This window comes from Streptomyces sp. NPDC030840, assembly GCF_055572015.1.
In genome coordinates this window covers 62935-76319 of sequence record NZ_JBVIEE010000032.1, presented here as the reverse complement: position 1 = coordinate 76319, position 13385 = coordinate 62935, and the positions used below count along the sequence as shown (strand labels likewise).

Genomic DNA, 13385 nt, shown 5'->3' with positions numbered 1-13385 from the left:
GTGCTGGCCCGGAATCCAGGTGCTGGCCCGGAATCCAGGTGCTGGCCCGGAATCCAGGTGCTGGCCCGGAATCCAGGTGCTGGCCCGGAATCCAGGTGCTGGCCCGGAATCCAGGTGCTGGCCCGGAATCCAGGTGCTGGCCCGGAATCCAGGCAGTGGCCCGGAATCCAGGCAGTGGCCCGGGGGCACGGAGGTTGGACCGGGGGGCCAGGGCCCGGTGGCGGCCGGTGGGCCGACGGTCACGGGACCAGGCCGGTGGTCACCTTCGGCCGGGATTCACAGTTGTGTGGGCTGGCGCGGGGTGAGTCCGTAGGTGGACGCGATGGAGTTCCACATCCTGGCGGCCTTGGTCTTCTCGGCGCTCGCCGTGCCGCTGGCGGTGTTGCCCGCCTGGGCCTGGGGCGTGGTGCGGGCCTGGCCCTTCCGGCAGCCCTTCTTCCTGCCGGTCTGGTCGGCCCAGGCGGCGTAGTGGTTGTCCGCCGACGCGGAGGCCTTCCAGGCGTTGGTGAGCGCGGTGGTCAGCGCCGCGTGGTTCGGCAGCTCGTCGACGGAGAGCCGGGACAGGCGCGTGACCAGGTCGGCGCGCTGCTTGGCCGCGTCCCGCAGGTCGGAGGCGGCCTGGGAGAGGTTGTCGCAGCGCTTGATGTCCGCCACCGCGTTGATCACGGCGCTACGGCTGTCGCCGCTGTCCGCGAGGAGCTTGTCGAGGGCGACCGCCTGCTCCTTGGCCGGATCGGCGGACGCGGACGGCGACCCGGCGGCGTCGGAGGCGGCCGCGACGGGCTTGTTGTCCGCCTTCTGTTCGCCGTCGCCGCCGCTGCTGCTGAGCAGGGCGCCCGCGCCGACGCCGAGCGTGGCGATGCCGACGCCGACGGCCGCGATGAGGGGCACGCGGGAGCGCGTACGGCCCCGCTCCCCGCCGTCGCGCCGGCCCGCTGCCCGCCCTCCGTCTCCGTAGGGCGCCTGCGAGGGCTCGAAGCGGGGCATCTGCTGGGTGGCCGAGGCCCCTTCGCCGCCCGGCTCGCTGCGGAAGAGGCTGTCGAAGACGTCGGGCTGCGGCTGCGGCGGCGGCTGCTGCTGCCCGGCTGCGCCGGGGCCCCCGCCTGTCCCGTACGGCTGTGCCGGCTGTGGAGGCACGGGTGGGATGTACTGCGTGGCCTGCGCGTCGGGACCCCCGGGGGCCGCCACGGGCGGCAGCGGGCCCGCTCCCGGCATGGGTCCGGCGCCGGGTCTGGAGAGGTGCCCCAGGTACTGCGTCTCCTCGGAGGAGGCCTGGGACGTGCCGGACGCCTCGGGCGGAAGGGCACCCGGGCCGACCGGCGGGAGGTACTGCGTCGCCGCCTCGTCCCCGGGGTGGGCGGCGACCGGGGGTATGTACTGGGTGGCGCCCTCGTCGGCCGGAGCGGCGGGCGGCAACGGAGCGCTCTGCTCCGCGGACGGCGCCTGAGTCTCCTGCGGCGGGAGCGGGCTGCCCGACTGCCGGTCGACCACGCCTGCCTGCGGGGGCAGGGGTGCCGCCTGCGAGGGCCCGCCGGGCGCTGCCCCGTACGACGGCGACTGGTCGGTCTCGGGCGGCAACGCACCCGACGCGGGCTGAGCCTGCTGGTGCTGCGCCTGAGGGTACGGCTGCTGGTGCTGCGCCTGGGAGTACGGTGACTGCGGCGCCTGGGCATAGGGCTGCTGCGGCTGCTCGTGGGCCTGTGGTGGCGGTGCGCCCCAGCTGTGCTCGCCCCACTCCTGGGCCGGGGCCCCGCCCTGCTGCTGTCCCGGTCCGTACCACGGCTGGGCAGGCGGCGGGGCCGGAGCCGCCGACGGGTCCGGCCCCCACGGCTCGTCCCAGGACCGGCCCGGAGCCGGTGCCGCCTGCTGCTCGCCGGGAAGCAGAGGAGCGCTGCCGTCGGAGGGCAGCACGATGCCTTCGCGCGGAACCCGCGCCGAGGGCTCCTCGCCCTGTCCACTCTGCGTCACCGGGACTCCTACTGATGGGGGACCTTCGGAATCGTCGGTTAACGCTACCGGTTCGCCGGAACCGGGTGCCACGCAGCAGGGGGCGTGATGCGTCACGGGGCGCCGGGCGGCCCAACAAGGGGCGCGGCTGTGTGGAATATGCGGCTCCGCCGCGTGGACGCGACCAGCCACGACAAACCCGCACCCCGGCGAGGCACCCCGAAACCGCGCGGCCGGCGGAGCTAGGCCGCCTGCAACTCCACCCGCGCCCCGAACTCCCGCACCGCCGGCTCGTCCCCGAACGGCTCCAGCCGCTGCTGGAAGTCCTCCAGATACTCGGCACCCCGGTTGGACCGCAGCGTGCCGAGCAGGTCGACCGCCTGCGACGCCGTGTGACAGGCCTGTTCCACCTCGCGCTGCTGCACCTGCGCGGTGGCCAGCAGCACGAGACCGATCGCCCGGCGCCGGGCGCGGGACTCGGGATGCCCGTCGAGGGACTGCCGCGCACACCGCGCCGCCGCCTCCGCCTGCCCGAGGTCGCGGTGGCAGTGGGCCAACTCGTCGGCCAGGTACGCCTCGTCGAAGTGCGCGATCCACACCGGGTCGTCCCCGGACGCCGGATCGGCCGCCTCCAGGGCCGTGACCGCCCGCCCGGACGACAGTTGAGCCGCCCGCGCGTCGCCCAGCAGCGCGTGCCCCCGCGCCTCGGCGGCGTGGAACATGGCCTCCGCGCGCGGTGTCACACGCCCCCGGGCCCCTTCCTGCGCCGCGCGCGCCAGTTGCGCGATCTCCCTCGGGTTCCCGAGCTGCGCCGCCAGGTGGCTCATGGACGCGGCCAGCACGTATCCGCCGTACCCGCGGTCGCCCGCGGCCTGCGCGAGCCGCAGCGCCTGGATGTAGTAGCGCTGGGCCAGGCCCGGCTGCCCGGTGTCGACGGCCATGTACCCGGCGAGCTCCGTCAACCGCGCGACCGCCGCGAACAGTTCACGCCCCACGGCCTCGCGGTACGAGCCCGCCAGCAGCCCCGAGACCACGCTGTTCAGGTAGTGCACGAGGACCGGGCGCACGTGCCCGCTGCCGTACTGGTGGTCGAGGTCCACCAGCGCCTGGGTCATCGCCTTCACGGCGGCCACGTCGGACCGCCCGACCCGCGGCCCGGCCGAGCGCGACACCTGCGAGTCGGGCGCGGAGATCAGCCAGTCACGGCTCGGCTCGACCAGCGCGGACGCGGCGACGGACGAGCCCGAGAGGAAGTCCCGCCGGCCGACGTCGCTGCGCCACAGCTCGCAGACCTGCTCGATGGCGCCCAGCACGGTCGGTGAGAAGTGAAGGCCCACGCCCGAGGCGAGGTTCTTGCCGTTGGCCATGCCGATCTCGTCGATCGTGACCGTACGCCCCAGCTTGCGGCCGAGCGCCTCGGCGATGATGGCGGGTGCCCGCCCGCGCGGCTGCTGCCCTCGCAGCCAGCGCGCCACGGACGTCTTGTCGTAGCGCAGATCCAGACCGTGTTCCGCGCCGCACATGTTCACCCGCCGGGCCAGCCCCGCGTTGGAGCAGCCGGCTTCCTGGATGAGTGCCTGCAGTCGTTCGTTCGGCTGCCTGGCGACGAGAGGCCTTGCGGCCATGGCGTACCCCCTGTGGCATGCGGTGCCTGCCCACGCACCGAGTTGACGTGTCCTCAGTGACCGGAGAACCGAAAGAAACCGGCCTTGAAGATCAATGCCCCGCCGACATGACGACAATGCGAGGCATGCGAGGATTGCCGGGGTAAAGGCGGCTGGCGTCCTTGACCGTTTCCCCCACACGTGGCTACCCAGCGCCGCTGCCGTTCCTCCTGCGCGCCCCCGGATGTGCACCCATGCGCCCCGGACACCGAACGGGTGCTCCTCCCCCGCGCATGTGGCATCCGTAACCCCTGCTGGCGGCTAGAGTTGTGCTCATCGTGGAAGAGACCATCGCGGGCCCTGAAGCTGCCCAAATTCCCCAGCAGCGCGGCGAATCGCTCCTGGAAGCCGCTGTTCGTTACGCCGAAGAACGCCACTGGGACGTGTGCCCGGGTACGTGGCTGGAAGCCGTCGACGGGGTGCAGCAGTGCTCCTGCGGCCAGCCCGCGTGCGCCGCCCCCGGCGCACACCCGGCGCATGAGGACTGGGCGTCCCAGGCCACGGGCAGTGCGACCGTCGCGCGCCGGATGTGGTCGCAGCAGCCGACCGCGTCGATCCTGCTGCCGACGGGGCACACGTTCGACGCGATCGACGTGCCGGAGAGCGCGGGGTTGCTGGCGCTGGCCCGGATGGAGCGCATGGATCTCACGCTCGGTCCGGTGACCTGGACACCGGACCGCCGGATGCAGTTCTTCGTGCTGCCCGGCGCGTCGGTGAAGGTCCCCGACCTCGTACGGAAGCTGGGCTGGTCACCGCTGTCGCTCGACCTGACGGCGCTGGGCGAGGGCCAGTACGTGACGGCTCCGCCGACTCGGTACGGGTCGCGGGGGGCCGTTCAGTGGGCTCGGCGCCCCACGCCCGCGAATCGGTGGTTGCCGGACGCGGAGGAGCTGATCTCTCCGCTGGCGTACGCGTGCGGGCGGGACGGACGGCGGTAACGCCTCGGAGTTGGGGGCTGGTTGTTGCGCGACCGCGGGTGAGCCGTGGGCGCGACCAGCCACGACGACCCGCACCCAAAGACGACCCCCGGATCAAAGGCCCCCTCGTAGACGGTGGACGCAGGGCGGCGGAACACGGGACACGCCTGAGAGACGCTGTTCGCCCGGTAGGTGGTGCGGTGTCGTCCGGCTCGCTCACAGGCCTGCCCTCGGCCTCGACCCAGGCATGCGCCGCGAAGGGTGAGGTAGGCACCCCGCTGCACCAGGTGGGCCAGTGGCCCCGCACCGGCACAACAGGGCGGTGGCCGGCGAGCGTTGGAGGCAGTAGCGGCCCGCGCGGAGGGTGCTGACGGCCGTCACCTCCCGCCGCGCCCGCGAGGCCTCCTCGCACCGCGCGGGCCGGGCGCCCCGCCGCACCAGACCCAGCCGGGCGCCCCGCCGCACCAGGCCCAGGACAGCACGGATCCGGTGTGGTGGCAGGCGGGCAAGCGACTGGGCTGCGGCGACGGCGGCGCGGGCGGCGAGCCGGGCGCCGGCCGGATGCCACCGGTGTCCGGAAGCTGACTCACGAGTCGGAGACCAGCCCTTCCCGGACGAGGTGTCCGACCAGCGCGGTGACGTCGGCGGCCCGCCCGCTCCCGGGTCACCGGCCGGGTGTCCGCGAGCCGTTCGGCGATCCGCTACCGGGGCCGGGGCAGCCCCAGTGTGCCGACGGCCGCCTGCCCCCTCACCACGCAGGACACCGTCTCAGTCCGAACCCGGCGGAGCGAACCGGTCCAGAAACGGCTCGATCGCGGAGCGCCACGCGTCCGGCTGGTCATAGTGGACAAGATGCCCCGCGTCGGCGACCTCCGCGTACTGACCGTGCGGCAGGACGCGCACCATCTCCTGGGACTCCGCACGGCCCAGCTCACCGTCGAGGCCGCGCACCACGAGCGCCGGGCACTGGACCTGGGCGAGTTCCTCCCAGTGCGCGTCGTACACCCAGGTCTCACGGCTCTTGAGCATCTGGTCGAGGTCGAAGACCGGACGCCAGCCGTCCGGGGACTCGTGCATGACCTCGGCGTAGAACTCCCCGCGCGACGGGTTGGGGCGCTCCACCCAGGGATCGTCCTCGCCGAACCACTTGCGGACGTCGGCCAGTGTGGCGAAGGGCAGCGGCCAGGCCTTGAACCAGTTCTCCCACTCCCTCTGGGAGGCCGCTCCCAGCGCGGAGGCCCGCATGTCGCAGATGATCAGACCCCGCACCAGGTCCGGGCGCTTGGCGGCGAGCTGCCAGGCGGTCAGCGCGCCCATCGCGTGCCCGATGAGGACGGCCGGGGCGAGCCCGAGCTGTTCGAGGGCGGCCTCGGCATCGTCGACGTAGGCCTCACGGGTGTACTCCGCCTGGGACGGCTTCTCGCTCTGGCCGTGGCCCCGCTGGTCGAGCGCGACGGCACGGCGCCGCTCGGAGAGCCAGCGGGCGGTGGGGGCCCAGTGCGAGGCACGGCCCATGAGCCCGTGCAATAACAACACGCTGGGCGCCTGTGCGGTCCCGGTGTCCGGTGCTCCGGTCGTCGCACCCCGCGCCCCGTCCCGGGGACCGGACCCGTCCACGGGATCTGCTCCCGGGGGATCGGCCTTCGGAGGGTCCCCGAACTCCCAGGCAGCGAGACGTACGCCGCCCGCTCCGGTCACGTCGATGCGCCGCACCATTGGCACCCCCCAGGCTCCAACTCGGACCGCTCGCTTCCGCTCGAAGCCGACCGGTCCACTCGTCCTACAGCTGTCGTTCCGCTGCTCCTGCTACTGCCTTGCTCTTGCTGTCGCGACTGCTGCCGCCGCTGCCGTGCTGCTGTCTGCCGCTGTGCTGCTGTGGTGCTGAAGTTGTGTCGCTTCCGCGTGCCGTCTGTGGCGACCCACTCCGATTGTTACAGCGCGCGTCCCGCTCGATACGTCACGTGCGCACAGAACGGCGCACGACCCCCGGAAGCGCTTCCGTATCTCCGCCGCCTTCTTCCCCCACACCTGCAACGGACCCCAGGTTATCGAATATGCATTCGAAGACGCCGTTTCCGGCGACAACACCCCTCAATCGAGTGACACCCTCCAAGGATTGCCCGCCGTCGCCGAGGGGAGATCTTCACCGGGAGGCGGACCGCTCGGGGAAAACGGTCCGAGGGGGATGACCCTGAGAGCTCGGGGCTCCGGGTCAGCACAGGGGAGGACAGGCCCCGGCGCCACACGGCGCCGGGGCCCTCCACGCTTCCGCGGCACATCATCCCGCCCCTTCCCCGGCCCACCGCGACGTCACCGCCCCGGTCGGCCAAGAGCCCTCAGGTCATATGCCTCACGCGCAAGCCTCGCACGCGAACGGCGCGAGCGCTGCCGTTCGGACGAGTTGAATCCCGGATCCATCCGAACCCGGCCCCGAGTCGCCACCCCGGCCCAACAGGCGCTCCCACCCCGCCAGTTGAGCACCCTGGCCTGACGGCCGGACATGTCACCCCGGCCGGGGTGCGACCGCTCAGCGCTTGGCCACGAAGACGTGCGAGGCGACGTCGGACCGCAGCTCCGCGGCCTCGCCGCCGCTGCCCACGAGCACACCGCCCGCCGACTCCGTCACGCTCACCACGGAACCCGGCTGCACGCCCGCCCGCCGCAGCGTGTACATCAGCTGCGCGTCCGTCTGGATCGGCTCACCGATACGCCGCACGACGACGGTCTTGCCCTCCACGCCCGGGTCCAGATCGGCCAGCGACACCATTCCCTCGTCGAGGAACGGGTCCGCGCCGTCCTTCTCGCCCAGCTCCTCCAGGCCCGGGATCGGATTCCCGTACGGCGACTCGGTCGGGTGGCGCAGCAGCTCCAGCACGCGACGCTCCACGGCCTCGCTCATCACGTGCTCCCAGCGGCACGCCTCCGCGTGCACCTGCTCCCACTCCAGGCCGATCACATCGACGAGGAGACACTCCGCCAGCCGGTGCTTGCGCATCACGCGCGTCGCCAGACGGCGGCCCTCGTCCGTGAACTCCAGGTGGCGGTCCGGGGCGACCGACACCAGACCGTCGCGCTCCATGCGCGCCACCGTCTGGCTGACCGTCGGGCCGCTCTGGTCGAGCCGCTCGGCGATCCGGGCGCGCATCGGGACCACACCTTCCTCCTCCAGTTCGAGGATGGTGCGGAGATACATCTCCGTGGTGTCGATCAGTCCGGACATTCGTGTGCCCCTCGATGAGATCTGCCGAGGGCTCGACGGCCCCCGGCGTGTGCGCTGGCCCTGCGTCCAATTCTGCCGGATACCACCGACAACCGTGCCGCGCCGTGGAAACCACGCCGTGACGACCGGGGTCACGACCGTACCGACGGCAGCGCGGATCCGTCCCCTCGGGGCAGGGTCCGCCACACCGGAAGGGCCCCGGCCGCCCGTATTGACACGGAAGTGGTCCAGACCGCACCGTGATCAGCATCCTCCGCACGGCACGACGGACGACGCACAACGACGAACGTACGCGTGCGGCGCAGCGCACGACGCACGACGCACGACGCACGACGACGAAGAACGACGTGCCGCACGGGCACGACCAGAGCCGGAAGGGCTGTTTCGGATGGGCGACGGCAAGCTGGCCGAGCGGTTCCTCGACGCCGCGACGGACCTGCTGCGACAGGTGCGCGACGAGGAGACGGAGGCCATCACGGCAGCCGGCACGCTGATCGCGGACACCGTGGCCGACGGCGGCCGGCTCTTCGCGTTCGGCGCCGGGCACTCCTCCCTCGCCGCCCAGGACATGGTCTACCGCGCGGGCGGCCTCGCCCTGATGAACCTCCTCGCCGTCCCCGGCGCCGTCGGCGTGGAAGCACCCGCCACCCTGGGCTCCGCCCTGGAACGGGTCGACGGCCTCGCGACCGCCGTCCTCGACAACAGCCCACTCAGCTCCGGCGACCTCCTGGTGATCATTTCCCTCTCCGGCCGCAACGCCCTCCCGGTCGAGATGGCCACGCACGCCCGCGAGCTCGGCGTCAAGGTCATCGGCGTGACCTCGGTGGCGTACGCCTCGCGGACGACCTCCCGGCACTCCTCCGGCACCTACCTCAAGGACCACTGCGACATCGTCCTCGACTCCAAGATCCCCGTGGGCGACGCGGAACTCACCGCCGAGAACATCGAGGCCCCCTTCGCCCCCGCCTCCACCGTCGTCACCACCGCCCTCCTCCAGGCCGTCATGGCCACCGCCGCCGGCGCCCTCGCCGACCGCGGCATCGAACCCCCGCTCCTGCGCTCGGGCAACGTCGACGGCGGCCACGAGTGGAACAGCCGCATCATGCGCGAGTACGGCGAGCGGATCTTCTACATGAGCTAGGGGAGCGTGGGAACCCTGGGACGGAAATCCGGCGTACAACGATTTCCCCCAATCTTGCGGGAAGCCGATGTGCGCTGGGTCACGTTCGAGTTGAATGACTACCGAGTAGCAAACCGACGCGCCGTACGTGCGGACGCAGCCTGCAGGGGGTTCAGGTGAGTGCTTCCCGGCGTAGTGGAACCACGGACGAGCTGGGGCCCGACGAGCCCGAGCGCGACCCGGACACACCCGCGACCGACGCGGCCGAGCCCGCCGCCGAGGCGGACGAACCCGAGCGCGACGACTCGGACCTCCTCGCCGCCCTGCTCGACGGGATGGACGCCGCGCTCTGCGCCTTCGACGCCGACGGAGCCGTCACCCACTGGAACCGCGAGGCCGAACGCATCCTCGGCTGGACCGCCACCGAGGCCGTCGGACGGCACGGATTCGCCGGCTGGGCCGTACGGACCGCGGACGCCGAGGAGGTCGAGCGGCGGCTCATGTCCGCCATGCAGGCCCCCGGACGGCAGGTGCACGAGTTCGCCCTGCTGACCAAGGACGGCGGACGCGTCCTCGTGCGCACCCAGTCCGCCGCCGTACGCGGACCCGACGGCAAACCCGCCGGCGTCTACTGCGCCTTCAGCGAGGTCCACGCCCAGATCGACCTGGAGCGGTCCATCGCCCTCAGCGAGGCGCTGCTGGAGGACGCCAGCTGGGGCGTCCTCCTCGTCGACGCCGACCTCCGCCCCGCCGTCGTCAACGCCCACGCCGCCCGCTCCCTCGGCATCGGACGTACCGCCGTCCTCGGACGCCCCCTCGGCGAGCTCCTCACCCAGGGCGTCGAGGAAGTCGAGAGCGCCCTCACCCACGTACTCGCCGAAGGCGCCCCGCCCGCCCCCGCCGAGATCTGGGTGGGCGTGCGCACCCCCGACGGCGAGAAGCGGCGCTGCTGGCGCAGTGGCTTCCTGCGCCTGGCCTCACCCCTCACGGAGGAACCCGTCCCCCTCGGCGTCGGCTGGCTCTTCCAGGACGTCACCGAAGCCAAACTGAGCGAACAGGAAGCCGCGCTGCTCCGCTTCCGCACCAACCAGCTCCAGCGGGCCGCACGCGCCGCCGCCGAGTGCGAGGACCCCGCCGAGGCCGCCACCGTCCACCTCGACTTCTCCCTCGCCGGCTTCGCCGACCACGCGATCGTCGACCGGCTGGCCTCCGCCCCGACCACGGACGCCGACACCCCCGTACGGCTCGTACGCGCCGCCGCCACCCCCTCCGGCGCCCCCGGCCCCAGCCACCTCACCGGCCACGCCGGCCTCCCCGTCCGCTACCCCGACGGCCACCCCGCCCTCCAGTCCGTCGACCGCATCGGCTCCGTACGCGCCAGCGCCGACACCACCACCCCCGAAGCCACCCGCGAATGGGCCACCGCCCGCCAGTGGCCCCCCGACACGGTCCACGCCCTGTGCACCGTCCTGCGCAGCCGAGGCCGCACCCTGGGCGTCGTCACCTTCCTCCGCGCCCGGGGCCGCACCCAGTTCGAACGCGCGGACGCGACGTACGCGGAGGACGTGGCGGCACGGATCGCGGGGGCGCTGGACCTGGCGGGGCTGGTGGAGTAGCCATTGAGTTTCCGGCTGGCGGCGTACGCCGTGTGCGTCGAGGAAGGGCGGGTCCTGCTCGCCCGTTGCGTATCACCAGAAGGCGAATCCAACTGGACCCTTCCAGGCGGCAGGGTCGAGCACGGAGAGGATCCCTTCGACGCGGTCATCCGGGAGGTTGCGGAGGAAACCGGCTGCGACGCGGTCGTCGAACGCCTGCTGGGCGTCGACTCCAGGGTGATCCCCGCAGCCGAACGCACCGTCCCCGGCGGACCGGACCACCAGAATGTCGGCGTCTTCTACCGGGTCCGCATCACCGGCGGTCAACCCCGGCCCGAACCGAACGGCCCCGTCGTCGAGTCGGTCTGGACGCCGATCCCCGACGTCGGTCGCCTGCGCCGGTCATCGCTGGTCGACATCGGGCTCTCCCTGGCCCGGACACTCCCGGCGACCGGCCACGTCGCTCCCGTCCCGGTCGGTGGCCTGATTCAGCACTGACCTGCGGCGAGGCGACGGCTGCGCTCCCGCAAGGACACCGCCGAGTAATGCCCTCGAAAAATCGCTTGAGCGCCTTGAGGCCGGTTCTTAAGGTGGGCAGCACACAGAGAGGAGGTGGTTCGGCAGATGTATGAATCCCGGACGCGTGAGGTGGCTGCGGGCTAGCGGCCCGTCACCACAGCAGTGCAGTGCCGGGCCGGCACGTGAGCAATGCGTGCAGCCGGCCTAATCCAACGCAGTCACCCGACCCGCAGGCTCGCCGGTACGTCCGGCCGGCTCCCCCGCCGTGAGGCGAGGGACCAGAGTCTGCGGGTCGTCTGCGTCTCAGTGCACCCGGACGGCCTCGGTGGGCCTCAGTGGGCGATGTCCTCGTAGCCCTCGATCTCGCGCGGGTTGCGGCTGCCCGGGCCCGTGTAGCGGGCCGAGGGGCGGACCAGGCGGCCCGTGCGCTTCTGTTCCAGGATGTGGGCCGACCAGCCGGCCGTGCGGGCGCAGGTGAACATGGACGTGAACATGTGGGCCGGGACCTCGGCGAAGTCCAGGACGATGGCCGCCCAGAACTCGACGTTCGTGGCGAGGACGCGGTCGGGGCGGCGGGCGTGGAGTTCCGCCAGGGCGGCCTTCTCCAGGGCCTCGGCGATCTCGAAGCGGGGGGCGCCGAGTTCGCGGGCCGTGCGGCGGAGGACTCGGGCGCGGGGGTCCTCGGCTCGGTAGACGCGGTGGCCGAAGCCCATGAGGCGTTCGCCCCTGTCCAGGGCCTGCTTGACGTAGGCCTCGGCGTCTCCCGTGCGCTCGATCTCCTCGATCATGTGGAGGACTCGGGAGGGGGCGCCGCCGTGGAGCGGGCCGGACATCGCTCCGACCGCGCCCGACAGGGCCGCCGCCACGTCCGCGCCCGTGGAGGCGATGACACGGGCCGTGAAGGTGGACGCGTTCATGCCGTGTTCCGCGGCGCTCGTCCAGTACGCGTCGACCGCTGCCACGTGCTTGGGGTCGGGCTCGCCGCGCCAGCGGATCATGAAGCGTTCGACGACGGACTGGGCCTTGTCGATCTCGCGCTGCGGGACCATGGGCAGGCCCTGGCCGCGGGCGGACTGGGCGACGTAGGACAGGGCCATGACGGCGGCACGGGCGAGGTCCTCGCGGGCCTGTTCGGCGTCGATGTCGAGGAGGGGTTTGAGGCCCCAGACCGGTGCCAGCATGGCGAGGGCCGACTGGACGTCCACGCGGATGTCGCCCGAGTGGATGGGGATGGGGAAGGGCTCGGCGGGGGGCAGGCCGGGGTTGAAGGCTCCGTCGACGAGCAGGCCCCATACGTTGCCGAAGGAGACGTGGCCGACCAGATCCTCGATGTCGACGCCCCGGTACCTCAGGGCGCCGCCTTCCTTGTCCGGTTCGGCGATCTCCGTCTCGAACGCGACGACTCCTTCGAGTCCGGGTACGAAGTCGGACATCAGGCGGCTCCTCGTGATGTGTGCGACGGTTGGTGGACGGATGGTGTGGTGGGTGGGCTGCTTGCAGGGACTGACCTGGCCCTCGGCCGGAAAGCGAGCGATCGCGGTCGGTTCCACGGTATCCCTGAGTGCCATCTTTGGGGAGGGGTGGCGGCACTCAGTGCCAGGAAGTGGGCCGGGGAGCGAGGGAACACACCGGCCGCGCGCGCCGCGGCGCATACGGCAGGATGACCATGTGAGCGACCACGACGCCGACCACGCAGCCGACCACGAGTCCGTCTACGACCCCGCCGAGCCGATTCCGGATCCCGCCGCCATGCGCAAGCAGTACCGGGCCGAAGGGCTCGACGAGGGGGAGCTGGCCGGGCATCCGATGGCGCAGTTCGAGCGCTGGTTCCGGCAGGCCGCGGCCGAGGGCGCGGTGTTCGAGCCGAACGCGATGGTGGTGTCGACGGCGGACGCCCAGGGCCGGCCGAGTTCTCGTACGGTGCTGATGAAGGCGTACGACGAGGAGGGCTTCGTCTTCTACACGAACTACGACTCCCGCAAGGCGCGCGACCTGGCGGAGAACCCGTACGTGTCGCTGCTCTTCCCCTGGCATCCGATCGCCCGGCAGGTGGTCGTGACCGGTACGGCCCGCCGGACCGGGAGGGACGAGACGGCGGCGTACTTCCGGACCCGGCCGCACGGTTCGCAGCTCGGGGCCTGGGCCAGTGCGCAGTCGGCGGTGATCTCCTCGCGTGCCGAACTGGACGCCGCGTACGGGGAGCTGAGCGCCCGTTACCCGGAGGACGAGCAGGTGCCCGTGCCGCCGAACTGGGGTGGGTTCCGGGTCGTACCGCGGTCGGTGGAGTTCTGGCAGGGGCGGCACAACCGGCTGCACGACCGGTTGCGGTATGTGGCGGAGCCGGGCGGGGTGTGGCGGGTGGAGCGGCTCAGTCCGTGAACAGTTCCATGATCAGTTCTGTGG

10 protein-coding genes and 1 pseudogene are annotated in these 13385 nt (G+C 72.4%); 5 read left to right on the top strand and 6 right to left on the bottom strand.

The genetic code is table 11. The annotated features are described in order from the left end of the window. Window positions 1-276: 276 nt before the first annotated feature. Together ACZ49J_RS41375 and ACZ49J_RS41370 are read right to left on the bottom strand one after the other, a co-directional pair. Entirely contained in the window at window positions 277-1968 is a 1692-nt protein-coding gene (locus ACZ49J_RS41375) for a hypothetical protein (RefSeq protein WP_467457101.1), read from the bottom strand. 221 nt (window positions 1969-2189) lie between these two features. Further along, window positions 2190-3572 (bottom strand): transcriptional regulator, encoded by a 1383-nt coding sequence (locus ACZ49J_RS41370; RefSeq protein WP_467457102.1) that lies wholly within the window; start codon window positions 3570-3572, stop codon window positions 2190-2192. A 308-nt stretch (window positions 3573-3880) separates the two neighbouring features. Here ACZ49J_RS41370 and ACZ49J_RS41365 point away from each other — a divergent pair, with 308 nt between their 5' ends. Then, complete coding sequence (locus tag ACZ49J_RS41365) at window positions 3881-4549, top strand: bifunctional DNA primase/polymerase (RefSeq protein ID WP_467457104.1); 669 nt, start codon at window positions 3881-3883, stop codon at window positions 4547-4549. A gap of 181 nt (window positions 4550-4730) precedes the next feature. Here ACZ49J_RS41365 and ACZ49J_RS41360 read toward each other — a convergent pair. From ACZ49J_RS41360 to ACZ49J_RS41350, 3 genes and pseudogenes are all read right to left on the bottom strand, one after another. Next, a pseudogene (locus tag ACZ49J_RS41360) lies at window positions 4731-5089 on the bottom strand (lasso peptide biosynthesis B2 protein); the annotation flags it as partial. Window positions 5090-5296: 207 nt separating this feature from the next. Further along, window positions 5297-6244 (bottom strand): alpha/beta fold hydrolase, encoded by a 948-nt coding sequence (locus ACZ49J_RS41355; RefSeq protein WP_467457105.1) that lies wholly within the window; start codon window positions 6242-6244, stop codon window positions 5297-5299. 811 nt (window positions 6245-7055) lie between these two features. Then, entirely contained in the window at window positions 7056-7748 is a 693-nt protein-coding gene (locus ACZ49J_RS41350) for a metal-dependent transcriptional regulator (RefSeq protein WP_467457107.1), read from the bottom strand. Between the two features lie 388 nt (window positions 7749-8136). Here ACZ49J_RS41350 and ACZ49J_RS41345 point away from each other — a divergent pair, with 388 nt between their 5' ends. The 3 genes from ACZ49J_RS41345 (at window position 8137) to ACZ49J_RS41335 (ending at window position 10961) form a co-directional block, all read left to right on the top strand. Further along, the gene (locus ACZ49J_RS41345; protein ID WP_467457108.1) at window positions 8137-8889 is read left to right on the top strand and encodes an SIS domain-containing protein; all 753 of its coding nucleotides are present in this window, start codon (window positions 8137-8139) and stop codon (window positions 8887-8889) included. 155 nt (window positions 8890-9044) lie between these two features. Next, complete coding sequence (locus ACZ49J_RS41340; RefSeq protein ID WP_467457110.1) at window positions 9045-10484, top strand: PAS domain-containing protein; 1440 nt, start codon at window positions 9045-9047, stop codon at window positions 10482-10484. Window positions 10485-10487: 3 nt separating this feature from the next. Further along, window positions 10488-10961: an NUDIX hydrolase gene (locus ACZ49J_RS41335; protein WP_467457111.1), complete on the top strand. Its 474-nt coding sequence runs from the start codon at window positions 10488-10490 to the stop codon at window positions 10959-10961. Window positions 10962-11314: 353 nt separating this feature from the next. Here the strand turns inward: ACZ49J_RS41335 and ACZ49J_RS41330 are convergent, their stop codons facing one another. Then, entirely contained in the window at window positions 11315-12415 is a 1101-nt protein-coding gene (locus ACZ49J_RS41330; protein ID WP_467457113.1) for a citrate synthase 2, read from the bottom strand. Between the two features lie 316 nt (window positions 12416-12731). Here ACZ49J_RS41330 and pdxH point away from each other — a divergent pair, with 316 nt between their 5' ends. Next, window positions 12732-13361: a pyridoxamine 5'-phosphate oxidase gene (gene pdxH / locus ACZ49J_RS41325; protein ID WP_467457150.1), complete on the top strand. Its 630-nt coding sequence runs from the start codon at window positions 12732-12734 to the stop codon at window positions 13359-13361. Window positions 13362-13385 lie beyond the last annotated feature (24 nt).

Coding starts and splice junctions, on each gene's coding strand:
- ACZ49J_RS41370 (WP_467457102.1), bottom strand. CDS start 3,572: ATGGCCGCAAGGCCTCTCGTCGCCAGGCAGCCGAACGAACGACTGCAG.
- ACZ49J_RS41355 (WP_467457105.1), bottom strand. CDS start 6,244: ATGGTGCGGCGCATCGACGTGACCGGAGCGGGCGGCGTACGTCTCGCT.
- ACZ49J_RS41350 (WP_467457107.1), bottom strand. CDS start 7,748: ATGTCCGGACTGATCGACACCACGGAGATGTATCTCCGCACCATCCTC.
- ACZ49J_RS41345 (WP_467457108.1), top strand. CDS start 8,137: ATGGGCGACGGCAAGCTGGCCGAGCGGTTCCTCGACGCCGCGACGGAC.
- ACZ49J_RS41330 (WP_467457113.1), bottom strand. CDS start 12,415: ATGTCCGACTTCGTACCCGGACTCGAAGGAGTCGTCGCGTTCGAGACG.
- pdxH (WP_467457150.1), top strand. CDS start 12,732: ATGCGCAAGCAGTACCGGGCCGAAGGGCTCGACGAGGGGGAGCTGGCC.